Below are 21,361 nucleotides of genomic sequence, written 5' to 3' on the forward strand. Positions count from 1 at the left end.
CCCGACGGATGACCATCGGGCCAGGCCAGTCCCTCGCTGCCGCGATCAGTGAGGCCACTGCCATCCTTCGGGACGCCGGCGTGCCCAGTCCGCGCGTTGACGCCGAGCTCCTCGCCGACCATCTCCTGAAGGTCGGCCTGGGGCGGCTGCGCGCCATGATGCTGGGTGATTCCCCGGCTCCCGAGGGCTACGCCGACCTGGTGGCGGAGCGTGCGGGCCGGATACCCCTGCAGCACATCACCGGGGTGGCGCATTTCCGCTACCTGGAGCTGGCGGTAGGGCCGGGCGTGTTCATTCCCCGGCCCGAGACGGAATCGGTGGTCCAGCTGGTCATCGACCATGTCAAGGGCATCCCGTCACCCCGGATCGTCGATCTGGGAACCGGGTCGGGCGCAATCGCCGGCTCCATCGCGCATGAAGTGCCCGGTGCCGAGGTGCACGCCGTCGAATTCAGCCCCTTCGCCCACGCCTGGGCGGCGAAGAACCTCGCCCCCTTGGGCGTCCATCTCGTGCTGGGGGACCTGCGCAACGCACTGCCGGAGCTCAACGGAACGTTCGATGTCGTGGTTTCAAACCCGCCGTACATCCCTGCCGAGGCCATTCCCAACGAGCCCGAAGTTGCGCTTCATGATCCGCCGGAGGCGCTGTACGGCGGGGGAGCGGACGGCATGGAACTTCCGACGGCGGCAGCGGCCACCGCTGCCCGGCTGCTGCGCCCGGGCGGCTACTTCGTCATGGAACATGCGGAGGTCCAGGCCGGCTGGATCGCGGCCATGATGGGCCGCGCAGGGAAGTGGAGGAGGATTACGACGCATCTGGACCTCAACGGCAAGGAGCGCGCCACCAGCGCCGTGCTCGCGGATCCAGACCTTACGGAATGAAAGAATAGGCCAGTGACCACAACCTATAACTGCAGTACGGACGATCAGCGCGCCCTGGGACTGGAGCACGCCCAGCGTGCCATCAGCGAGAAAAAGTGCGTGGTGTTCCCGACGGATACGGTCTACGGGATCGCTGCCGACGCGTTTTCGCCGCAGGCTGTCACCATGCTCCTGGTATCCAAGGGGCGCAGCCGCACCATGCCCCCGCCGGTGCTGATCCCGCGCATCAACGCCCTGGACGGACTGGCCACGGACGTCCCGGCGGACGCCCGGAAGCTTGCCGAAGCGTTCTGGCCAGGCGGCCTGACCCTGATCCTGCATGCCCAGCCGTCACTGGACTGGGACCTCGGAGAAACCAAGGGAACCGTTGCGCTGCGGATGCCCGCCGACGATATCGCCCAGGAGTTGTTGACCCTCACCGGGCCGCTGGCTGTGTCCTCCGCCAACCGTACGGGGCAGGCTCCTGCTCAGACCGCCGCAGCCGCCCGGGAGCAGTTGGCCGACTCCGTGGAGGTCTACCTTGAGGGCGGTTTCCGGCCCGCCGAAGGCGAAGCCGCAGTGCCTTCAACGATCGTGGACGCCACCGGGCCCCGGCTGCGGGTGGTGCGCAACGGCGCCGTAAGCCTCGACCAGCTGCGCGAGCATGTTCCCGGTGTGCTGGGGCTCGGGGAGATTCCAATGGCCGAGGAGGAACCGGCGGAGGAAGAACCGGTAGTTGCGGAACCGGCGTCCGTACCCGCCCCGGAAGCGTCCGGCGCCTCCGGTTCATCCGTGGTGGAGCCGGCGACGCCCGACTCCGGCACGCCGGCCGGGAATCCGCAGCCTTGATGATTTTGGAGCGCCAGCAGATTCCCGTACTGGAGGTCGACGCTACCCCGCTGCGGGTTCCCGAGCTGGTGGAGGAACTCAGCCGCTACATCCAGGACGGATCCACCCGGACCGTCCTTGGCCACAACCTGCACAGCGTCACCCTCACACTGTCCGACGACGGCTTCCGGAACCTGTACGAGCGCAGCGACGTGGTGCTCCTTGACGGCGCCCCCGTGCTTTGGCTGTGGGGGAGGACCGGCAACGCCGAAGGCCCCGTCATGGATTACCGGCTGGGTTCGACGGACTGGCTTCCGGCACTGGACCAGGTCCGGGGCCTGGAGCGGATCGCCGTGGTGGGCGCCGGCGCGGAAGCCAACGCAGGAGCGGTCAGCAGGCTGCAGGCAATAGTCCCCGGCGCCCGCGTCAGTGGTTTCCCGGGCGCAGGCTGGGACGCGGAGCTGGAGGAAGCAGCAGTTGCATGGCTCCACCGTGAGCAGCCGCAGCTGGTCCTCCTGGGCCTGGGCATGCCGCTGCAGGAGGAAGTCCTCCAGCGCAGGCTCGGTTCGTTGCCGCCCGCCGTCTACTGTGCCGTGGGCGGTGCCATCGAGCAGTTGGCAGGGATCCAGAAACTCGCCCCCCGCTGGCTGGGCCGGCTTGGGCTGGAGTGGGCCTGGCGGCTGCTCCTGCATCCCAAGCGGGTGGCCTACCGCGTGTTCGGCGAACCGTGGGTCCTGCTGTGGCTCCTTGCCGCCCGGCGGCTGAAGCGCCGGGCGTGACGCCGGAACTGTAGTCCGGAGCTAGAACTTTTGGTCCTCCAGCGGCGCAAAGCCCTTGCCCCGAAGGCCCTTGCTGAACGATGCGGCCCAGCCAAGGAACCCGGCAAGGTCGCGGCGCTGGAGGAAGTAGCCCAGGTAGCCGCCGACGTCGGCCACCAGCGAGCGGACCCGGAAATAGCGGCGGATCAGGTAGCCGCGGTTGCGGTAGTAGTAGTACCGCTTGAAGGCGGATTCCGGAACAATGACGTGCCAGCGGGCACCGAAGACATGCTGCGTCTCTGAAAATGCGTGCGGGTGGGTGATGGCCGTGGTGGTCACCGTTCCGAACCGGATCCCGGCCTTGCGCAGCCGGATGGTGAAATCCACTTCGTCACCGCGGATGAAGAGGCGCATGTCGGGCAGCCCCACCTTGAAGAAAACATCGGAGCGGATCAGGGCGCCGTTGAAGAAGTGCCCGTCATTCGCCAGGAAGCCACGTTTCTCCACCTCTGCACGGTCGTGGGTGACCTTGCCGTCCAGGCGGAAGAAAAAGGACAGCCGGTCCGGATGGCCAGGCGCTGTCACCAGCGGGACCACTGCCTCAAGGTCGCGTGCCTCAGCTTCGCGCAGCAGTGTGGCGAGGCATTCGGGATCAGCCGGCTCGGCGTCGTCATCCATCATCCAGATCCACCGTGCGCCGCTTGCCACTGCCTTCAATGCAGCGAGGGCGAATCCACCGGCCCCGCCGAGGTTGGCTTCGGAGCGGACGTAGTCAACATTGGCGTGTCCTGCGGCGACGTCCCTGGCCGGGACGGTACCGCTGTCCACCAGGCAGATTGTGTCCACCGCGGCGGTCTGCGCGTTGATGGAATCCAGCAGCACGGCCAGTTCCCTGGGCCGGTCGAAGGTGACGGCGGCGACTGCAATGCGGAGTGTCATGGGGGTCCTTTCAGCATGGCTGTCAGGGATTTCCCCGCTCGTAATGCGCCCGTGTGGCGCGAAGCCATGAAGCCGGTGGCGCTAGTATCTTTGACTAGAGTCCACTGTAATACAGCCCTGTAAGGCACCGCGTCCACGTAAAAACGCACTGCCTGCTGCGCGCTCGGCGACGGAGAAGTTTCATTTATCGAAGAACAGATTCCCGGCCCGTGAGCCCACCCACCACCAGGCAAAGGCTAACGCCGGTGCCCTGCTTCACCACCACACCTGAAATGACCAGCACCCCATGATCATGTACCTGCTCATGGGCCTGACGGCTGCCGTCGTTTCCTACGCCGCCACCTGGGCCGCCCGCGTGGTGGGCCACCGGCTCGAGCTGCACCTGCCCATCCGCAGCCGCGACATGCACTCCACACCTGTTTCCCGGCTCGGCGGCGTGGCCATCTTCCTCGGCATCATGACGGCGCTGATCGTGGCAAGCCAGTCCTTCTTCGTCAAGGACATCTACCGCAACAACTTCTCGCCGTGGGGCGTCCTCGCGGGAGCGGCCGTGATCGTCCTGGTCGGCGTGGCGGATGACCTGCTGGACATCCGGTGGTGGGTCAAGCTCATCGGCCAAAGCGCAGCCGCCCTGACCGTAGCGGTCTGGGGAGTCCAGATGACCGTCGTGCCCTGGGTGCCGGAGCCCATCTACCTGGAGAACGAAACAATCCGGGTAGTGCTGACAGCCGGGCTGATCGTCACCACCATGAACGCGTTCAACTTCATCGACGGTCTGGATGGCCTGGCCGCCGGAGTGGCCATCATCGGCGGCACCGCTTTCTTCTTCACGGCCTACTGGGTCCACCGGAACGCAGTACTGCTGGACTACTCGGACCTTGCCACCCTCATCACGGCGGTCCTCGTGGGAAGCTGCCTGGGCTTCCTGCCCCACAACTGGTTTCCCTCGAAGATCTTTATGGGGGACTCCGGCGCCATGCTGATAGGGCTGCTGATGGCATCCGCCGGTGTTGTCTCCACCGGCCAGATCACCTCCGGGCTTTACGACCGGGTCAACGGTATCTCCACCGTGATTCCCATCCTGCTGCCGTTTGCCGTGCTCTTCCTGCCGCTGCTGGACCTGGGCCTTGCGGTGGTGCGCAGGACTGCCCGCGGCCGGTCGCCGTGGTCCGCGGACCGGGGCCACCTGCACCACAAGCTCCTGGACATCGGCTACTCGCACAGGACCGCCGTCATCCTGATGTACCTCTGGACCGGCGTCCTGTCCTTCGGCGGCCTCGCGTTCGCCATCTTTCCCTGGCAGATTGTCCTCTCGCTGGACCTGTTTGCCACGCTGGTGATGGGACTTGTCACCGCCTGGCCCTACCTTGCCCGCAGGGGCGAAGAATCGCAGGCGTAATGCCGTGCGGAAACATTTCTATCTCGTGTAGAATTTGAGGGCAGCCCAAGCTGCCCCTCACACACCTGCCAATTGGCTGACTGCCTCTTGGTGCCGACGATTGGGATCGACATGACCTCCAACGCCGAGTCCGGACCTGCGTCCGGCCACGGACACGTTGGTGCTTCCGGTCCCACGCGGTCCCTCTGGCTGCATCTGTTGAAACTCAGTTCCGCGGCCTCCGCTGCGGGCCTGGCGCTGTGCGCAGTTCCTGCGGCGCTGCTGGATGGAGCGGGGGGTGCCCTTTCAAGTTCCGCAGGCGGCCTGCTGGTGATGCTGTTCTTCGGAATCAGCCTCCTGGTGGGGCACTTCGTGGGGCGGAGCAATCCGTCCGGGGCGATCGGAGTATTCGTGGCCACCTACTTCATCAAGGTTGTGGGCTTCGCCGCCGTCCTGTTCGTCGTAGGAGCACCCCAATGGCTGCACGCCCGCTGGTTCGTGGCCGGGGCCGTCACCGCCGTCGTCTTATGGCAGGCCGCAGAAGTCTTTGGTTTCAGCAAAGCCCGCCTCCAGATCTACAACGATCCAGAACCCAAGGAAACTCCTGATGCGTGATCCGAAGAAGCCCGGTAAGGCCCCCAGCGGCAGCCGCGCATCCGGCAGCTCCGCCCCAGGTGTATCCGGGGACAACTCCGACGGCGGATACAACGCCGGAATGGCTGTCTTCAGCTACATCATTGGCGGGATCATCGTCTGGAGTTTGATAGGGTGGGGACTGGATTATCTGTGGGGAACGCGCTGGATTGTGCTCGCAGGCGCTCTGCTTGGAGCCGTCGGAGGTTTTTACCTTTCCCACATGCATGGCCTCACCAGTTCTCGCAAAAATACTGGCGAGCGTCCTGCTGCCAGCGGGCCGTCCAAGGACGGCGACAGTAATGCCAAATAATTTCACAGGGGGAACAGCAAGCCGTCAGGCTGCCGGTCCCCGCCCAACGCCCAATGATGGACACTGCAGAGAGGAAACGCGTTGATCGCGCTTGCGCTCCCGGCCCAAGATTCAGGAGAGTTCGCTCCTCCTGGAATTAACGAAATGCATTTGCCGGCAATCCTGCCGTGGGGTGCCGCAGAAGGATTCTCCAAGCAGATGCTGCTGGTCCTCCTCTCTGTCGTCATTATCGGCGCTTTCTTCGTGCTCGCCGCACGTAAGCAGCAGCTGGTTCCCGGCAAGCTCCAGTTCGCCGGCGAGGCCGCCTATGGCTTCGTCCGCAACGGAATCGCCAAGGACATCATCGGCGGCAGGGACTTCATCAAGTACGTCCCGCTGCTGTTCAGCCTGTTCTTCTTCATCCTGGTGAACAACATCTACGGTGCCATCCCGCTCATCCAGCTCCCCACGTTCTCGCACGTTGGCGGCGCCTATGTGCTCGCAGGCATCGTCTACGTCACCTGGATCGCCATCGGCATCAAGAAGAACGGACTGCGCTACTTCAAGCTGGCCACCGTACCGTCCGGTGTTCCCTGGTTCATCCTTCCGATCGTGATTCCGATCGAGATCATCTCCAACTTCCTGGTCCGGCCCGTGACGCACAGCCTCCGTCTGTTCGCCACCATGCTCGCAGGACACCTCATCGTGATGATCGCCGGTTCCGGCATCGAGTACCTCGTGATGCAGGAGAACATCCTGCTCAAGGGAACGTCGGTCCTGGTTCTTGCAGGCGCCATCGCCATGTACATGCTTGAAGCCCTGATCATGGTCCTGCAGGCCTACGTCTTTACCCTGCTGACTGCGATCTACATCGAAGGCGCGCTTCACGCCGACAGCCACTAGGCACAGCCCCGCGGCGGACGCCGCCAGGCACACACAGACTTCCCCTCACGGGGAAAGAGCAACCCAAACAACCTGCCACATGGATGGCATCTTGAAAGGAAGAAAAATGGAAGGCAATCTCAACCTCGTAGGTTACGGTCTGTCCGCAATCGGCGGTGGTATCGGTGTTGGCCTCGTATTCGCTGCCTACATCAACGGCGTCGCACGCCAGCCGGAAGCACAGCGCGTGCTGCAGCCGATCGCATTCCTCGGCCTTGCACTGACCGAAGCCCTCGCCATCCTCGGCCTGGTCTTCGCCTTCGTTCTCTAGTCCTAGAGCGAAGCGAACTTTCAGAACCGAGTAGAAAAGGACGGGTGAAATATGAATCAGCTGATCATCTCAGCCGCCACTGAGGGCGAAGTCAACCCCCTGGTTCCCAACGTCTGGGAAATGGGCGTTGTCCTCGTGGGCTTTGCCATCCTCATGTTCATCGTGGTCAAGTTCGTTGTCCCGATGTTCGAAAAGACCTTCGCCGAGCGTGCCGAGGCCATCGAAGGCGGCATTGCAAAGGCTGAAAAGGCCCAGGCTGAGGCGTCTGCTGCACTCGAAGAGTACAAGCAGCAGCTGACCGACGCCCGCACCGAAGCCAACCGCATCCGTGAGGAAGCCCGCGCCGAAGGTGCCCAGATCCTTGCGGATCTCAAGGAGAAGGCAGCTGCAGAGTCTGCCCGCATCACTGCGCAGGCCCACGCACAGATCGAATCCGAGCGCCAGGCGGCCGTTGTGTCCCTGCGTTCAGAGGTGGGCACCCTGGCCACCACCCTCGCCGGACGCATCGTGGGCGAATCGCTCAACGATGATGAGCGTGCAGCGCGGGTTGTGGACCGCTTCCTGGCAGATCTGGAGACCCAGAACGCAGGTGCAGCTAAGTAATGGCAGGCGTATCGAGCGAATCGCTGGCAACAGCCCTGGCTGCGTTGGAAGCAAAGCTTCCGACGGCGTCGCTGCAGCTGGCAAAGGAACTCTTCGGAATTCTGGGAATGGTGGACAGCTCGGCTGGCTTGCGCCGCGCCCTGACTGACCCGTCCCGCTCCGGCGACGAGAAGTCGGCGCTGGTCAGGCAGCTGGTTGGCGGAAAAGTCTCCGCTGATGCTGCAGAGATCGCGGGCGGACTGGCCAGTTCACGCTGGGCATCGGCGCGGGATATCGGCGATGCACTCGAGACTCTTGCCGCAACGGTGGTCATTTCCGTTGCTGAAAACAAGTCGGCCGTTTCTGCCTCCGGAATCACTGGCCTGGAAGAGCTGGAGAATGACCTGTTCTCCTTCAACCAGGCTGTTGCCTCCAGCCACGAGGTACAACGTGCTCTGTCCGAGCCACAGGCCAGCGGAGCCGCCAAGGCTACGCTCGCCGAGAAGCTGGTGCCCGGCGTCAGTGAGGAAGCAAAAGTCCTCATCACACAGGCCGTCACCCAGCCCCGCGGCATCAAGCCCACCCGGCTCGTGCAACGGTTCGCCGAACTGGCAGCCAAGCGGCAGCAGCGCTGGATTGCAACGGTCAGCGTGACCCGTCCCCTGACGCAGACGCAGCTTGCACGCCTCCAGGCGGGCTTGAATGCCATGTACGGACGGGAACTGAAGGTCAACATCAACGTTGACCCGGCACTCATTGGCGGCATCCGCGTCCAGATTGGTGACGAAGTGCTCGACGCTTCGGTCCTCACCAGGCTGGGCCAATTGCAGCGCCAGCTGGCCGGCTAGCCGGACAAGCACAACCCAACTGATAGAAACCCCGGTCACCTTAACGGTGATCACAAAACAGGAGAGCAGGGACTGCAGATGGCCGAATTGACCATCAACGCCGACGACGTCCGTAATGCGCTGAACGAGTTCGCGGCGTCCTACGAACCCGGAAACGCAGAACGCGTAGAGGTCGGCCGCGTAACCACCGCTAGTGACGGCATCGCCCGTGTTGAGGGCCTTCCCTCGGTCATGGCGAACGAGCTGCTGCGCTTCGAGGACGGCACCCTGGGCCTGGCCCAGAACCTCGACGTCCGCGAAATCGGCGTTATCATCCTCGGTGACTTCACCGGCATCGAAGAAGGCCAGGAAGTCCACCGCACCGGACAGGTTCTGTCCGTTCCCGTGGGCGACGCCTTCCTTGGCCGCGTTGTCGACCCGCTGGGCGTGCCCATCGATGACCTCGGCGACATCAAGGCCGAGACCACCCGTGCCCTGGAGCTCCAGGCGCCCGGCGTGACCCAGCGCAAGTCGGTGCACGAGCCGATGCAGACCGGACTCAAGGCAATCGACGCCATGATCCCGATCGGCCGCGGCCAGCGCCAGCTGATCATTGGTGACCGCCAGACCGGCAAGTCCGCCATTGCGATCGACACCATCATCAACCAGAAGGCCAACTGGGCTTCCGGCGATGTGACCAAGCAGGTCCGCTGCATCTACGTGGCAATCGGGCAGAAGGCGTCCACCATCGCCGCCATCCGCCAGACCCTCGAGGACAACGGCGCACTGGAGTACACCACCATCGTGGCGTCTCCCGCTTCGGACCCCGCAGGCTTCAAGTACCTGGCACCGTACGCCGGTTCGGCCATCGGCCAGCACTGGATGTACGGCGGCAAGCACGTCCTCATCGTGTTCGATGACCTGTCCAAGCAGGCCGAGGCTTACCGTGCAGTGTCGCTGCTGCTGCGCCGCCCGCCGGGACGCGAAGCCTACCCGGGCGACGTCTTCTACTTGCACTCCCGCCTCCTGGAGCGTTGTGCAAAGCTGTCCGACGAACTGGGTGCCGGTTCCATGACGGGCCTGCCGCTGATCGAGACCAAGGCGAACGACGTTTCCGCCTACATCCCGACCAACGTCATCTCCATCACCGACGGCCAGATTTTCCTCCAGTCCGACCTCTTCAACGCCAACCAGCGCCCCGCTGTTGACGTGGGTGTCTCGGTGTCCCGCGTGGGCGGTGCCGCACAGGTGAAGTCCATGAAGAAGGTCTCCGGTACGTTGAAGCTGGACCTGGCCCAGTACCGCGACATGCAGGCATTCGCCATGTTCGCCTCGGACCTGGACGCCGCATCCCGCCAGCAGCTGACCCGTGGCGCCCGCCTGATGGAACTGCTCAAGCAGGGCCAGTACTCACCGTTCCCGGTTGAGAACCAGGTTGTTTCCATCTGGGCCGGCACCAACGGTTACCTGGACGACGTTCCGGTTGAGGACATCAGCCGCTTTGAGGGCGAGTTCCTGGACCACCTGAGCCGCAAGTCCTCGATCCTCACCACGCTGGCGCAGACCAACGTGCTGGATGACGACACCGCAGCAGCTCTGAAGTCGGCAATCATCGACTTCAAGAAGGGCTTCTTCGGCGAAGGCGACAACCACCTGGTAGGCGCTGGCCACGAGGAACATGACGCCATCTCCGAGGGCGACGTTGACCAGGAAAAAATCGTCAAGCAGAAGCGCTAATTCCACTGACCGGGTCAGCCGGGCCGCAAGGGCCCGGCTGACCCGGTCTACGGAATGTTAGGAAAGGATAAGTATGGGAGCCCAGATCCGGGTCTACCGCCAGAAGATCAGCTCGACCACGTCGATGCGCAAGATCTTCAAGGCGATGGAACTGATCGCTACCTCGCGCATCGGCAAGGCCCGTGCGCGCGTAGCAGCTTCACTGCCTTACGCGAACGCGATCACGCGCGCCGTTTCTGCTGTCGCCAGCCAAAGCGAAATCGACCACCCGCTGACCACTGAGCCGGAGCAAATCCGCCGCGCCGCCGTCCTGGTAATCACCTCGGACCGTGGCCTGGCTGGTTCCTACTCCGCGAGCGTGCTCAAGCAGGTGGAGGGTCTCAATGAGCTGCTCCACGCTGAAGGCAAGGAAGTCAAGACGTACCTCGTCGGACGCAAGGCGCAGGCCTACTTCGAATTCCGGAACCGTGAATATGCACGGGTCTGGACCGGAGGCACCGACGCACCCGAGTTCACAACCGCGCGCGAGGTCGGCGAAGCACTGCTGGCCGATTTCGCTACCGATTACGAAGAGGGCGGCGTGGACGAGATCCACGTGGTGTACACCCGCTTTAAGTCCATGGTTACCCAGGAGCCCACGGTCATCCGCCTGCTTCCGCTGGAAGTAGTGGAAGAACAGGCAGCTTCTGAATCTGACCTGTTGCCGCTGTACGAGTTCGAGCCGGAAACCGAGCGGGTTCTTGACGCTCTGCTGCCGCGCTACATCGAATCACGCATCTTCGCGGCCATGCTGCAGGCAGCGGCTTCCGAGCTCGCTGCACGCCAGCGGGCCATGAAGTCCGCAGGCGACAACGCCACGGACCTCATCAAGAAGTACACGCGTCTGCGCAACACGGCCCGCCAGGCTGAAATTACGCAGGAGCTTTCCGAAATTGTTGCCGGCGCCGACGCTCTCGCGTCCTAGCCTGCACCGCCTTCGGATCCGCTGGACCTGCACCACAGATAAACTTAACCCCACGCCATCTACTGAGTGAAGTGAGAGAGATGACTGCCACTGCTACCGAACACGTAGCCGCAACGTCCGGTGCCACCGGCCGCATTGCGCGCGTAATCGGCCCGGTTGTCGACGTCGAATTCCCGGCTGACGCAATCCCGTCCATCTACAACGCACTCACCACCGAGATTACTCTCAACGGTGAGACCAAGACCATCACGTTCGAGACCTCCCAGCACCTGGGCGACAACCTCGTTCGCGCCATCTCCCTGCAGGCGACTGACGGACTTGTCCGCGGTACGTCCGTGGTGGACAGCGGTGCCCCGATCTCCGTCCCCGTAGGCGACGGCGTCAAGGGCCACATCTTCAACGTCCTGGGCCAGCCCCTGGATGTTGCCGAATCGGAACTGCAGATCAGCGAACGCTGGCCCATCCACCGCAAGGCTCCGAGCTTCGCTTCCCTCGAAGGCTCCACCGAGATGCTGGAAACCGGCATCAAGGTCATCGACCTCCTCACCCCGTACATCAAGGGTGGAAAGATCGGCCTGTTCGGCGGCGCCGGCGTGGGCAAGACCGTTCTGATCCAGGAAATGATCACGCGTGTGGCCCGCAACTTCGGTGGTACCTCGGTATTCGCCGGTGTTGGCGAGCGTACCCGTGAAGGTAACGACCTCTGGGTTGAAATGGAAGAGGCAGGCGTCCTCAAGGACACCGCCCTTGTGTTCGGCCAGATGGACGAGCCGCCGGGAACGCGTCTGCGCGTCGCCCTGTCTGCGCTGACCATGGCGGAATACTTCCGCGATGTGCAGAACCAGGACGTGCTGCTCTTCATCGATAACATCTTCCGCTTCACGCAGGCAGGTTCCGAGGTTTCCACCCTCCTCGGCCGCATGCCTTCGGCTGTGGGCTACCAGCCCAACCTGGCGGACGAGATGGGCCTCCTCCAGGAGCGCATCACGTCCACCAAGGGCCACTCCATCACCTCGATGCAGGCCATCTACGTTCCCGCAGATGACTACACCGACCCGGCGCCGGCAACCACCTTCGCACACCTCGACGCGACCACGGAACTTTCCCGTGAAATCGCCTCCCGTGGTCTGTACCCGGCCGTTGACCCGCTGACGTCCACCTCCCGAATCCTGGACCCCCAGTACATCGGCAAGGACCACTACAACACGGCTGTCCGCGTGAAGCAGATCCTGCAGAAGAACAAGGAACTCCAGGACATCATCGCCATCCTCGGCGTTGACGAGCTCTCCGAAGAGGACAAGATCGTCGTGTCGCGTGCACGCCGCATCCAGCAGTTCCTCTCGCAGAACACCTACACCGCCAAGCAGTTCACCGGCGTTGAAGGCTCCACGGTTTCCATCAAGGACACCGTTGAAGGCTTCTCGGCCATCTGCGACGGCGAACTCGACCACATCGCGGAGCAGGCGTTCTTCAACGTCGGCGGCCTCGATGACGTTGAGCGCCAGTGGGCCAAGATCCAGGAACAGACCAAGTAATATGGCTGAGCTTGAGGTTGAGATTGTCGCAGCGGACCACTTCGTGTGGTCCGGAGCGGCCAAGATGGTCAAGGCCCGCACCAGCGATGGTGAAATCGGAATCCTGCCCGGCCACTCGCCCCTGCTGGCGATCCTGGCCGAAGGTGAACTGGCCATCCAGCCGGTTTCCGGGGACCGTATTGCCGTAGATGTTGACGGCGGATTCTTCTCCGTCGACAACGACCGCGTGGTTATTGTTGCTGACAACGCCCACCTGGGCGGCTCGGCTACCGCTGGGATCCGCTAGCACCACCTTGATGGACGCTCCGAGTCTTCCGTTCATCGCCATGGCAATCGCTTTCGGATTGCTGATCTTTGCACTGTGCCTTCTGGGGGTGCGCCGCTTCAACCTGCGGCGTGCCCTCGGCACGGTGGACGCCTCCATCTGCATGGCTGGAAACAGCTGGCGGATGGGGGTTTGTCGTTATCAGGACAACGACCTTGAGTGGTTCAGGCTGCTCTCGTTGAGCGTCCGGCCCAAGCACAAGTTCAAGCGGCATTCCCTTGAACTCCTTGGCCGGCGCAAACCTACGGAGGCTGAGGCCGTCAAGGTCCAGCCCGACGTCGTGATTGTCGAACTCCGCTACGAAGGCCAGGACTTCCGGCTCGCCATGAAGTTCGACGCCTATACGGGACTGTCCTCCTGGCTGGAGGCCGGCCCGGTCATCGGCGTGGGGACCTGGCGCTAACCGGCGTGGACTGGCTTTTTGGCGTCCGGCTCACCGACGGCCCGCTCTATTGGGCAATCCTGGTCCTCGGCCTGGCGGGCGCCGCCTACCTCGTGCTGCCTCCTCCGCACAGCGCGGGCAGGAGCTGGATCCTTCGGCTCATCACCGCCGCCGCTGCCGCTTTCGCCCTGGTGGTCACGGTGCACTGGGCACTCATTAACGTCTTCTCCGTCTTCCCGGAAAACATTCCTGACGCTGTCCTGGTGTGGGTGGTCCCCGCCGTTGGTGCCGTGCTCCTGGTGCTGATGCGCCTGCCGCGGAGCAGTTGGCGGCGCCGGGGGACCGGGATCGCCGCGGCGCTGCTGGTGGTCGCCCTGTCGTCAGTCCAGATCAACGCCTACTTCGGGCTTAACCGGACCATCAGCGACCTGCTGGGCACCGCTTTGTCCCGTATCCCCACGCTGGAGCCGGCCCTTATGCGCCAGGCCGGGGGGTCCGACGGCGTCACCCTCCAGGGCTGGAGCCCGCAGGGCGCGTTGCCGGCAGGGGGAGTCCTTCGCAGGTCAGCGATCCCGGGCACCGCCTCGGGGATGAACACCCGCGAAGCCTACATCTACCTGCCCCCCGCCTATTTCGCCCCCAACCGCCCAGCGCTTCCCGTGCTGGTCCTCATTGCCGGGCAGCCCGGTGGCCCTGCAGACTGGCTGACCGGCGGTTCGCTCCAAGGCCACATGGATTCTTTTGCCGCCTCCCATGGCGGGCTGGCGCCCGTGGTGGTGGTCCCGGACCCGAACGGCTCCCAGTCCGCCAACACGATGTGCATGGACAGCCGGATAGCCCGCGCGGACACATACCTGTCCCAGGATGTGACCCGGTGGATCAGCGATACCCTCACCGTGGACAGCAACCACAGCCGCTGGGCTGTTGGCGGATTCTCCTTCGGCGGCACCTGCGCGGTGCAGATGGCCACGAGGCATCCCGACCTGTTTCCCGCTGCGCTGGCCTTCTCGGCAGAGGCCGAACCCGCCATCGCCAAGGAACGGCAGAAGACCATTGAAGGATCCTTCCCCGGGGATCCGGAAGCGTTCAACCGGCAGACCCCGCTGGGCATCATGAAGCAGCAACGGTTTGACGGCAGCCTCCTGTACCTGACTGCCGGGCAGGATGACCCGGAGTTCGTTGCCTACCTGCGCACTTTGGCGGTTGCGGCGAAGGACGCGGGCTTCGATGTCCGCGCCTACGAAGTGGAGCACACGGGCCATTCGTGGGACACGTCGTCGCGGCGTTTCGCGGATGCGCTGCAGCTCCTGGCCGACAGATGGGGGCTGCGGAAGTGAGCGCCGAGAGGCAGGTCCGGACCGCTGCCCTTGCGTGGGACACCGTGGGGCGCCCGGCGCTGTTCCGTGCACTGGGCTCATTGAAGTCGGTGCCCTTCTCGCTGACGGTTCTTGCCCTGTTCCTGGGAGCCGGGGCGGTCACCGGCAGCTATCTGGCCGGACCGCCTGAACACTTGCTGGAGCTGGCCGGGGTCAGTGGTCCGGGCCTCCGTTCCGGCCACTGGTGGTCACTGTTCACCAGCCTCTTTTTCGCCACCAACCCCCTGGCGTACCTGGCAGCCTCCTTCATGATCATCGTTCTGCTGGGGCTTGCGGAGCGGAAACTGGGATGGCGTGCCGCCGCGGCACTGTTCTTTGGCGGACAGTTCGCAGCCGTCACGCTGTTCCTGCTGATTACCCAGCTGGCCGCATATGCCGGCGACGGGTGGCTGGACCGGATGGCGGACCACATCCTCATCGGACCCTACGGGCCGGTCCTTGCTGCCGGCATGGCGGGGAGCGCGCGGCTGCCGGTGCTGTGGCAGCGGCGGCTCCGGACAGCGATGGTGTCCATTTCGCTCCTGCTGGTCCTGTACGTGGGGCATGCCGAAACCGTCATCGGTCTCCTAGGGGCACTCCTTGGCCTGCTGGTCGGGTGGTGGATCCAGGGTGACCAGGGCCAGCTGCACCGGCACCGCTCCACCGGCCGCGAAACCCGGAACCTGCTCGCCCTTACAGTGGCCGTTTTCGCTGTGGGCCCCATCCTTACGGGGATTGCGCGCGCGCCCACCGGACCGCTGGCGCTGCTGCGGGACGTGGTCCTCAATCCAATGCCTACGCTGGGGCAGTTGGCATTCAACTGCGGGGCAACCGTCGAAGCCTCGTGCCTGGAAGCGGGCCGGGCCGGGTTCGCTGGCCCCTTTGGCCTGGCGTTGGCCGTGGTTCCGGTGGTCCTGTTGCTGATTTGTGCCGACGGGATGCGCCGCGGCCGGAGGCTCGCGCTGAACATAGCCATCGCCATCCAGCTGGCCGTCACAGCGCTGGCGGCGGTGTACCTGGCGCTGTTCGCGCTGGTCCCGTCACGCCCGCAGGGCCCGCAGGCTGCACCCATGGGGTCGGCCTTCGCCCATGTGCTTCCGCTCGTCGTCGTGCCCCTGCTGCTGGCTGTGGTCCTCTGGCTCAACCGGCGGCAGTTCAGGGTGCAGACGATGCCAACTGCCCGGCGGACTCTGGCTATTGTGGTTGGCGGTTGCTGGGCCCTGCTGGCGGGCGGCTACGCCGTAGCCTGGTTCTGGTCGGACGGTCTGGCACGCGACGGCGGGCTGCTGGGCCTCTTCGCGGAACTGGCACGGCAGTATGTCCCGGTTCCCATTCCGCAGCACTACCACCGCGTGTTTGCTGACCGGAACAGCGTGGAAGCCGTCCTCTTTGCCTACTCCGGGCCTGGCTTCTGGGTCGTGGCGCTTGCTGCAGTGTGGTGGGCGCTCATCGGCGGGCACTACGGCCACGATTCCGGCCGGCAGGACCGGTCGCGGGCCCGGGAACTGCTGCACCAGGGCGGTGGCCCGCTGTCATGGATGGCGCTGTGGGAACCCAATACCTACTGGTTCAGCCCCGACGGGCAGGGAGCCGTGGCCTACCAGCAGCACGGCAGCGTGGCGCTGACCCTGGGCGGTGCCTTCGGGCCCCGGCAGGCGCAGCAGGCAGCCACCGAGGGATTCCTGGCTCACTGCCGCAGCCACGCACTCATTCCCGCGCTGTACTCCTGTGACGATTCCGTGTGGCCTGCGCTGCGGGAACGCGGCTTCGCCAGGGTGGCCGTGGCGCAGGAAACCCGGCTGGCCATCCGCGAACTCGAGTTCAAGGGGAAGGAATGGCAAAACGTCCGGACCGCTCTGAACCGGGCGGCGAAGCTCGGCGTCGAGGCGGTCTGGGGCCCCTATCATGCACTGCCGGCGTCGCTGCGCTCCCGCCTGAATGAGGTGTCGGAGGAATGGGCGGCCAACAAATCCGTTCCTGAGATGGGCTTCACCCTTGGCGGGGTGGACGAACTCGACGACGAGGAAGTGCTGTGCTGCCTCGCGGTGGACGGCAACGGAACGGTCCACGGGGTGACCAGCTGGCTTCCGGTGTACGACGGCGGGCGGCTGGTCAGCAGGACGCTTGACGTGATGCGTCGCGGTGCCGAAGGGTTTCCTGGCGTTATGGAGTTCCTGATTGCCTCCGCAGTGCTCGAGCTGCGCGACTCCGTGGAGGTCATCTCACTGTCCGGCTCTCCGCTTGCCAGCCGCCCCCAGGAGGCCCAGGAGGCCCGTGCGAAGGAGCAGGCCCAGGCCAAGGACAACATCCAAGCCGACAGCCAGCAGCATGCGCCGACCGGGGAGGAAAGCCGTGCGGCAGGGGATGGTGCCCAGAACCTGGTCCGCATCCTGGACCTGGTGGGGCATGCCCTGGAACCGGTGTACGGCTTCCGTTCCCTGGCCGCCTTCAAATCGCGGTTCAAGCCCGAGTACCGGGCGCTGTACCTCTACTACCAGGACCCGCTGCACCTTCCCGCAATCGGCCGGGCCCTGACCCGGGCGTACCTGCCGGGGCTTTCCCTGCCGCAGGGCGCCCGCCTGGTGCGCAAATTGGTCAAGTAGGGCAATTCCAAAGCGTGGGAAAAGGCCGTCAAGCCGGTGATGGCACACCCCGCAACGGGGCTTAACAACAAATGATCCCCGGCAGAATTGCCGGGGATCATTTGTTTCGCTGAGAGCCGCGGACGGCTCAAAGGCGGGGGACTAGACCAGCGTTACGCCGGTAGCCTGGGGGCCCTTGGCGCCCTGGCCGATCTCGAACTGAACGCGCTGGTTCTCGTCGAGGGTCTTGAAGCCACCGGTCTGGATTTCCGAGTAGTGAACGAAGACATCACCGTCGGAGTCATCCGGGGTAATGAAGCCGAAGCCCTTTTCAGCGTTGAACCACTTGACGGTTCCCTGTGCCATTTATTTCTCCTCATTGTGGAACTTTTTAAGATCGGCACACCTCGTGCCGGCCTTGGTCACTCCGCGAGAAGAATCCTGAATTACCCGCCCGAATTACGGACCGGTGTTGCAGGAGCTTCGCGCTCGCAACATGTCTTGCGAGCATGAAAAACACCTACACAAAGACTGAGACAAGAATTTCATGCCCGTTCCCGCAGGTCAACGGTTTGGACGTCGAAAGAAACAAAATTTAGGTAAAGACCGGGTTAAATGCCTCGTCAGGGGCGAATTCGGTAAAAGGCCCGAGGGATAGGTACTTCTAGAAGAGCCGGGATTCGCTGTCGTCAACGCCGCGCATCGCGTCATAATCCAGGGTGACGCAGTCAATCCCGCGGTCGTTGGCCAGCACCTTGGCCTGCGGCTTGATTTGCTGGGCTGCAAAGATCCCGCGGACGGGGGCCAGGAGCGGATCGCGGTTCAGAAGCTCGAGGTAGCGGGTCAGCTGCTCCACGCCGTCAATGTCGCCACGGCGCTTGAGTTCGATGGCCACGGTGGCTCCGTCAGCGTCGCGTGCCAGGATGTCCACCGGACCGATGGCCGTGAAGTACTCGCGGCGGATTAGCGAGTACCCGGTGCCCAGTGTTTCGATCTGTTCAGCCAGGAGCCGCTGGAGGTCTGCCTCCACGCCGTCCTTGATCAGTCCGGGATCAACCCCCAGATCGTGCGATGAGTCGCTGAGCTTTTCGTGGATGTTGATGATCAGCCGGTCATCGGTCTTGGCTGACTGGACGGTCCACTGCTCAACGACGCCCAGTTCGAGGTCCACGTCCTCCGGCGAGGAAACCCGGAGGGTAGCCGGCGGACTCATCCAGTTGAGCGGCTTGTAGGAGCCGCCGTCCGAATGGACGAGCACGGAACCGTCCGCCTTTACCAGCAGGAGCCTGGTGGCGAGGGGGAGGTGGGCTTTGAGCCGGCCAACATAATCAACGGAGCATCGGGCTATGACAAGTCGCACGCCGTACAGACTACCGTCTGCCGCTGCCAGGGCTGATCCCGACGGCGGCGCTGCCGGCAATCGGGGACGCGCGGCGACGGCGGGTGGCTGGGGCAGAATGGATGCATGCCGCGTTCCAACCGTCCCCGCCGTCCTGTCTCCGGCAAGGGTGCCGCTTCGGGCCGGGGCGGTGGCAGGAAGGGTGGCGGCGAGGTGCCCGAGCTTGACCTGGAACGGGCCCGGGCAGGCATCGCCCGGCGGGAGAGCGCGCCGGACGGTGAGTGGATGGTCCGCACCATGACCGCCAAGAATGCCGAGAAGACCTACATCTGCCCGGAATGCTCCACCGCGGTGTTGCCCGGCGTCGCGCATTTGGTGGTCTGGAAGGACGACCATCTCTTCGGGGCGGCAGCCGGCCTGGCGGAGCGGCGCCACTGGCACACCAACTGCTGGATGTCGCGCAGTTACCGCTACCGCTAAGTACCGCGAGCGGCCGGACCCCTGCTGTCGCTAAGCTGGCATGCATGACTTTTGATCCGGCGTCGTACGAATTCAGCTCCTCCGGCACCCCTGTTCCCATCCGGGCCTCCACGGTCCTGCCCGCGCGGCGCGAAAACGTGCAGTTGCAGACGGACGACGGACATACCCTGATTGGGGAACTGGCGCTGCCCGAGTCGGGGCCGGTCCATGCCACGCTGATCACCCTTCATCCGCTGCCCACCCACGGCGGATTCATGGACTCGCATGTCTACCGCAAGGCCTCCTACCGTTTGCCGGCCCTGGCAGGCATTGCCGTGCTGCGGTTCAATACCCGCGGGACCGCCTCTCCGCATGGGACAAGCACCGGCACCTTCGAGGAGGGCATCGGCGAAAAGTACGACGTCGAGGCCGCCGTCCGCTTCGCCGTCGGGCGGGGCCTGCCCAACAGGTGGCTGGTGGGCTGGTCCTTCGGCACGGAACTGGCCCTGATGTACGGGGCAGTGGAACCGGTTGCGTCTCAGGTGGAAGGCGCGGTCCTCCTGTCACCGCCGCTGCACCGCGCCACGGACAAGCACCTGCAGCAGTGGGCTGAATCGGGCATGCCCCTCACGGTCCTGGTGCCGGAGCACGATGACTTCCTGCAGCCGGCCGAGGCGGCGGAGCGGTTCAGCCTGGTGCCCCAGGCGCGCGTGGTGGGCGTGGCAGGAGCCAAGCACCTGTGGGTGGGGGAGAAGTACGCTTCCCGGGTCCTGAACGAGATCGTCGACGAGGTCACCGAGGCAGGCTCCGGCACTGCCGGGCTGCCGCAGGAGTGGGACGGGCCCGCCGCCACCGCGTCCGCCTAGGCGGACCGGCCGCTAGTGCTGGTCCTGCCTGACGATGTAGATCTCCCGGATCAGCAGCAGGACGGCGGCTGCCGTGGGAATGGCGATCAGGGCGCCCAGCACGCCCAGCAGGCTGCCGCCGGCGATGACGGAAATGACGGCAACGGCACCGGGCACTGCCACGGCCTTCTGCATGATGCGCGGCGAGATGAAATAGGCCTCGAACTGCAGGTACGCGAAGTAGCAGATGCCGTAGATTGCGGCGGTCTGCCAGCCCTCCGTCAGCGAGACGAGCAGCACCACGATGCCTGCGATCATGCCGCCCACCAGGGGGATGAACGCGAGCAGGGCAACTACGAACGCGAGCAGCAGGGCGAACGGGATACCCACGATGGACATCACGATGAAGGCGAACGTGGCGTTGAGCAGTGCCACGCAGGCCTGTCCGATCACGTAGTTTCCCACCGAACGGGTGATTTCCTCGGACAGGGCCTCCACCCGGTTGCGGCGGGAGCGCGGGGCCAGCCGGTATCCCCATTTCTTCATGGCAGGCAGTGCGGCCAGGAAGTACAGGCTCAGGACCAGCACAATCAGGGTTCCGAACAGGCCGTTGGCAACTGTGGATCCAAAGCCCACCACGCCGCCGAAGATCCCGCCCACCGCGGCGGGGTCATTGACGAACTTGTCCAGCTCTTCGGACACGCGGTCCCGCACCCCGAACTGGTCATCAAGGCTGCGGAAAAACTCGGAGTCGATGAAGTCCCGGATCCAGACCGGTGCCTGCTCCACAATTTCCGTCACCTGCTCCACGATGGTGGGGATCAGGGTGGCGAAAAAGCCGACGACGGCGCTGATCAGCACGGTGACCGAGACCAGGATGCCGGCCGGGCGGGGGATTTTGCGGTTCTCCAGCCAGCCCACCACCGGTTCCAGGCCGAGGGCGATGAACAGCGCCGCCACGATCCACAGCAGCAGCTGCGTGGTGTTGGAGCCGATCCAGTACACGAGCAGGGCAAGCCCCACGCCCACCGTTCCCATGAACCCGAGGTACAGGGGGTGCTGCGGCGACATCCGGGGGCCCGGGCGGCCGAACTGCGGCCGCACCTCGCTGTCAAGGTCAGCTTCATCCTCGCCGGCCTGGTGCTCCTGGACGTACTCAGGCGGCATTTCGAACCGGAGCCTCGGCTGCGCACCCGGCAGCGGCTGGCGAAGCCGCCGGGCCACCAGGCCAAGGGCGGACGCCGCGGAGCCTTTCCGGCGCACAGCTTCGGGTCCCGGGGGGACGGCAGCCGGAGGCTCCTGGCTTCGAGGATTCCCGTCTGCCGCGGAGGACTCGTCCGTCTTGTCAGTCACTGGTTTTTCGGGCCTGTTCCGTGCGTGGCACCGCGTCGGCGGGCCGGTGTGATGATCATCGCAAACACTATCAGCCGCCTTGTCAATAGCCGCGGAGGAGCCGCCGCCCGGGCCTGCTGCAGGCGGCTCACGGGCCGTCCATCCGGGGCCGTGGTAACAAAACGGTTACTATTGA

The 21,361-nt window shown here is 64.6% G+C and carries 23 protein-coding genes; 19 read left to right on the plus strand and 4 right to left on the minus strand.

All coding sequences use genetic code 11. The features are described 5' to 3' along the window. The first annotated feature begins 8 nt into the window (after positions 1 to 8). From prmC to AC5RWA_RS14825, 3 genes are read left to right on the plus strand one after another with little or no spacing between them, the layout of a single operon-like run. A complete protein-coding gene (gene prmC, locus AC5RWA_RS14815; protein ID WP_494058135.1) occupies positions 9 to 881 on the plus strand; it encodes a peptide chain release factor N(5)-glutamine methyltransferase in 873 nt (290 codons plus the stop codon). Between the two features lie 12 nt (positions 882 to 893). After that, positions 894 to 1,709 (plus strand): L-threonylcarbamoyladenylate synthase, encoded by an 816-nt coding sequence (locus AC5RWA_RS14820; protein ID WP_494058136.1) that lies wholly within the window; start codon positions 894 to 896, stop codon positions 1,707 to 1,709. Next, positions 1,709 to 2,467 (plus strand): WecB/TagA/CpsF family glycosyltransferase, encoded by a 759-nt coding sequence (locus tag AC5RWA_RS14825; RefSeq protein ID WP_494058137.1) that lies wholly within the window; start codon positions 1,709 to 1,711, stop codon positions 2,465 to 2,467. Before AC5RWA_RS14820 ends, AC5RWA_RS14825 begins: the two co-directional genes overlap by 1 nt. Before the next feature lie 21 nt (positions 2,468 to 2,488). Here AC5RWA_RS14825 and AC5RWA_RS14830 read toward each other — a convergent pair whose 3' ends face one another. Beyond that, complete coding sequence (locus AC5RWA_RS14830; RefSeq protein ID WP_494058138.1) at positions 2,489 to 3,385, minus strand: glycosyltransferase; 897 nt, start codon at positions 3,383 to 3,385, stop codon at positions 2,489 to 2,491. Positions 3,386 to 3,671: 286 nt separating this feature from the next. Here AC5RWA_RS14830 and AC5RWA_RS14835 point away from each other — a divergent pair, with 286 nt between their 5' ends. The 14 genes from AC5RWA_RS14835 to AC5RWA_RS14900 all read left to right on the plus strand — a co-directional run bounded on the left by AC5RWA_RS14835 (position 3,672) and on the right by AC5RWA_RS14900 (position 17,211). Then, positions 3,672 to 4,784, plus strand: a complete 1,113-nt coding sequence (locus AC5RWA_RS14835) for an MraY family glycosyltransferase (protein WP_494058139.1) — start codon at positions 3,672 to 3,674, stop codon at positions 4,782 to 4,784. Between the two features lie 111 nt (positions 4,785 to 4,895). After that, positions 4,896 to 5,378, plus strand: a complete 483-nt coding sequence (locus tag AC5RWA_RS14840) for a Cg1360 family ATP-synthase-associated protein (protein ID WP_494058140.1) — start codon at positions 4,896 to 4,898, stop codon at positions 5,376 to 5,378. Continuing rightward, positions 5,371 to 5,709, plus strand: coding sequence for an AtpZ/AtpI family protein (locus AC5RWA_RS14845; RefSeq protein ID WP_079597671.1), 339 nt, complete (start codon positions 5,371 to 5,373; stop codon positions 5,707 to 5,709). Before AC5RWA_RS14840 ends, AC5RWA_RS14845 begins: the two co-directional genes overlap by 8 nt. Before the next feature lie 81 nt (positions 5,710 to 5,790). Continuing rightward, positions 5,791 to 6,591 (plus strand): F0F1 ATP synthase subunit A, encoded by an 801-nt coding sequence (atpB, locus tag AC5RWA_RS14850; protein ID WP_050054629.1) that lies wholly within the window; start codon positions 5,791 to 5,793, stop codon positions 6,589 to 6,591. A 106-nt stretch (positions 6,592 to 6,697) separates the two neighbouring features. Then, positions 6,698 to 6,901 carry an ATP synthase F0 subunit C gene (gene atpE, locus AC5RWA_RS14855; RefSeq protein WP_009356484.1) on the plus strand — a complete coding sequence of 68 codons (204 nt, stop codon included), beginning with the start codon at positions 6,698 to 6,700 and terminating at the stop codon, positions 6,899 to 6,901. 51 nt (positions 6,902 to 6,952) lie between these two features. Continuing rightward, entirely contained in the window at positions 6,953 to 7,504 is a 552-nt protein-coding gene (locus tag AC5RWA_RS14860) for a F0F1 ATP synthase subunit B (protein WP_188811879.1), read from the plus strand. Then, positions 7,504 to 8,331, plus strand: a complete 828-nt coding sequence (locus AC5RWA_RS14865) for a F0F1 ATP synthase subunit delta (protein WP_079597673.1) — start codon at positions 7,504 to 7,506, stop codon at positions 8,329 to 8,331. The genes AC5RWA_RS14860 and AC5RWA_RS14865 overlap by 1 nt, the downstream gene beginning before the upstream one ends. Before the next feature lie 78 nt (positions 8,332 to 8,409). Next, positions 8,410 to 10,047: a F0F1 ATP synthase subunit alpha gene (gene atpA / locus AC5RWA_RS14870; RefSeq protein WP_079597674.1), complete on the plus strand. Its 1,638-nt coding sequence runs from the start codon at positions 8,410 to 8,412 to the stop codon at positions 10,045 to 10,047. Positions 10,048 to 10,120: 73 nt separating this feature from the next. Beyond that, positions 10,121 to 11,011 carry a F0F1 ATP synthase subunit gamma gene (locus tag AC5RWA_RS14875; RefSeq protein ID WP_079597675.1) on the plus strand — a complete coding sequence of 297 codons (891 nt, stop codon included), beginning with the start codon at positions 10,121 to 10,123 and terminating at the stop codon, positions 11,009 to 11,011. An 80-nt stretch (positions 11,012 to 11,091) separates the two neighbouring features. Beyond that, complete coding sequence (gene atpD, locus AC5RWA_RS14880; RefSeq protein WP_079597676.1) at positions 11,092 to 12,546, plus strand: F0F1 ATP synthase subunit beta; 1,455 nt, start codon at positions 11,092 to 11,094, stop codon at positions 12,544 to 12,546. Between the two features lies 1 nt (position 12,547). Beyond that, entirely contained in the window at positions 12,548 to 12,832 is a 285-nt protein-coding gene (locus AC5RWA_RS14885) for a F0F1 ATP synthase subunit epsilon (protein WP_079597677.1), read from the plus strand. A 10-nt stretch (positions 12,833 to 12,842) separates the two neighbouring features. Further along, positions 12,843 to 13,274: a DUF2550 domain-containing protein gene (locus AC5RWA_RS14890; RefSeq protein ID WP_079597678.1), complete on the plus strand. Its 432-nt coding sequence runs from the start codon at positions 12,843 to 12,845 to the stop codon at positions 13,272 to 13,274. A gap of 5 nt (positions 13,275 to 13,279) precedes the next feature. Continuing rightward, entirely contained in the window at positions 13,280 to 14,590 is a 1,311-nt protein-coding gene (locus AC5RWA_RS14895) for an alpha/beta hydrolase (RefSeq protein ID WP_494058141.1), read from the plus strand. Next, positions 14,572 to 17,211, plus strand: coding sequence for a bifunctional lysylphosphatidylglycerol flippase/synthetase MprF (locus AC5RWA_RS14900; protein WP_494058142.1), 2,640 nt, complete (start codon positions 14,572 to 14,574; stop codon positions 17,209 to 17,211). The genes AC5RWA_RS14895 and AC5RWA_RS14900 overlap by 19 nt, the downstream gene beginning before the upstream one ends. 141 nt (positions 17,212 to 17,352) lie before the next feature. On the opposite strand, the gene AC5RWA_RS14905 is transcribed toward AC5RWA_RS14900, so the two are convergent. Further along, positions 17,353 to 17,556 (minus strand): cold-shock protein, encoded by a 204-nt coding sequence (locus AC5RWA_RS14905; RefSeq protein ID WP_011692441.1) that lies wholly within the window; start codon positions 17,554 to 17,556, stop codon positions 17,353 to 17,355. Between the two features lie 298 nt (positions 17,557 to 17,854). Further along, the gene (gene nucS, locus AC5RWA_RS14910) at positions 17,855 to 18,550 is read right to left on the minus strand and encodes an endonuclease NucS (RefSeq protein WP_079597681.1); all 696 of its coding nucleotides are present in this window, start codon (positions 18,548 to 18,550) and stop codon (positions 17,855 to 17,857) included. Positions 18,551 to 18,655: 105 nt separating this feature from the next. Between nucS and AC5RWA_RS14915 the strand changes: the two genes are divergently transcribed. Next, on the plus strand, positions 18,656 to 19,009 hold the full coding sequence (locus AC5RWA_RS14915) for an Rv1322 family protein (protein ID WP_494058143.1): 354 nt from the start codon (positions 18,656 to 18,658) through the stop codon (positions 19,007 to 19,009). Between the two features lie 44 nt (positions 19,010 to 19,053). After that, entirely contained in the window at positions 19,054 to 19,854 is an 801-nt protein-coding gene (locus tag AC5RWA_RS14920; protein ID WP_494058144.1) for an alpha/beta hydrolase, read from the plus strand. A 12-nt stretch (positions 19,855 to 19,866) separates the two neighbouring features. Here the strand turns inward: AC5RWA_RS14920 and AC5RWA_RS14925 are convergent, their stop codons facing one another. Continuing rightward, a complete protein-coding gene (locus tag AC5RWA_RS14925) occupies positions 19,867 to 21,186 on the minus strand; it encodes an AI-2E family transporter (RefSeq protein WP_079597684.1) in 1,320 nt (439 codons plus the stop codon). Between the last annotated feature and the right edge of the window lie 175 nt (positions 21,187 to 21,361).

Source organism: Arthrobacter sp. 210 2, from assembly GCF_059093025.1.

Coding starts and splice junctions, on each gene's coding strand:
- prmC (WP_494058135.1), top strand. CDS start 9: ATGACCATCGGGCCAGGCCAGTCCCTCGCTGCCGCGATCAGTGAGGCC.
- AC5RWA_RS14825 (WP_494058137.1), top strand. CDS start 1,709: ATGATTTTGGAGCGCCAGCAGATTCCCGTACTGGAGGTCGACGCTACC.
- AC5RWA_RS14830 (WP_494058138.1), bottom strand. CDS start 3,385: ATGACACTCCGCATTGCAGTCGCCGCCGTCACCTTCGACCGGCCCAGG.
- AC5RWA_RS14835 (WP_494058139.1), top strand. CDS start 3,672: ATGATCATGTACCTGCTCATGGGCCTGACGGCTGCCGTCGTTTCCTAC.
- AC5RWA_RS14840 (WP_494058140.1), top strand. CDS start 4,896: ATGACCTCCAACGCCGAGTCCGGACCTGCGTCCGGCCACGGACACGTT.
- AC5RWA_RS14845 (WP_079597671.1), top strand. CDS start 5,371: ATGCGTGATCCGAAGAAGCCCGGTAAGGCCCCCAGCGGCAGCCGCGCA.
- atpE (WP_009356484.1), top strand. CDS start 6,698: ATGGAAGGCAATCTCAACCTCGTAGGTTACGGTCTGTCCGCAATCGGC.
- AC5RWA_RS14860 (WP_188811879.1), top strand. CDS start 6,953: ATGAATCAGCTGATCATCTCAGCCGCCACTGAGGGCGAAGTCAACCCC.
- AC5RWA_RS14865 (WP_079597673.1), top strand. CDS start 7,504: ATGGCAGGCGTATCGAGCGAATCGCTGGCAACAGCCCTGGCTGCGTTG.
- atpA (WP_079597674.1), top strand. CDS start 8,410: ATGGCCGAATTGACCATCAACGCCGACGACGTCCGTAATGCGCTGAAC.
- AC5RWA_RS14875 (WP_079597675.1), top strand. CDS start 10,121: ATGGGAGCCCAGATCCGGGTCTACCGCCAGAAGATCAGCTCGACCACG.
- atpD (WP_079597676.1), top strand. CDS start 11,092: ATGACTGCCACTGCTACCGAACACGTAGCCGCAACGTCCGGTGCCACC.
- AC5RWA_RS14885 (WP_079597677.1), top strand. CDS start 12,548: ATGGCTGAGCTTGAGGTTGAGATTGTCGCAGCGGACCACTTCGTGTGG.
- AC5RWA_RS14890 (WP_079597678.1), top strand. CDS start 12,843: ATGGACGCTCCGAGTCTTCCGTTCATCGCCATGGCAATCGCTTTCGGA.
- AC5RWA_RS14900 (WP_494058142.1), top strand. CDS start 14,572: ATGGGGGCTGCGGAAGTGAGCGCCGAGAGGCAGGTCCGGACCGCTGCC.
- AC5RWA_RS14905 (WP_011692441.1), bottom strand. CDS start 17,556: ATGGCACAGGGAACCGTCAAGTGGTTCAACGCTGAAAAGGGCTTCGGC.
- AC5RWA_RS14915 (WP_494058143.1), top strand. CDS start 18,656: ATGCCGCGTTCCAACCGTCCCCGCCGTCCTGTCTCCGGCAAGGGTGCC.
- AC5RWA_RS14920 (WP_494058144.1), top strand. CDS start 19,054: ATGACTTTTGATCCGGCGTCGTACGAATTCAGCTCCTCCGGCACCCCT.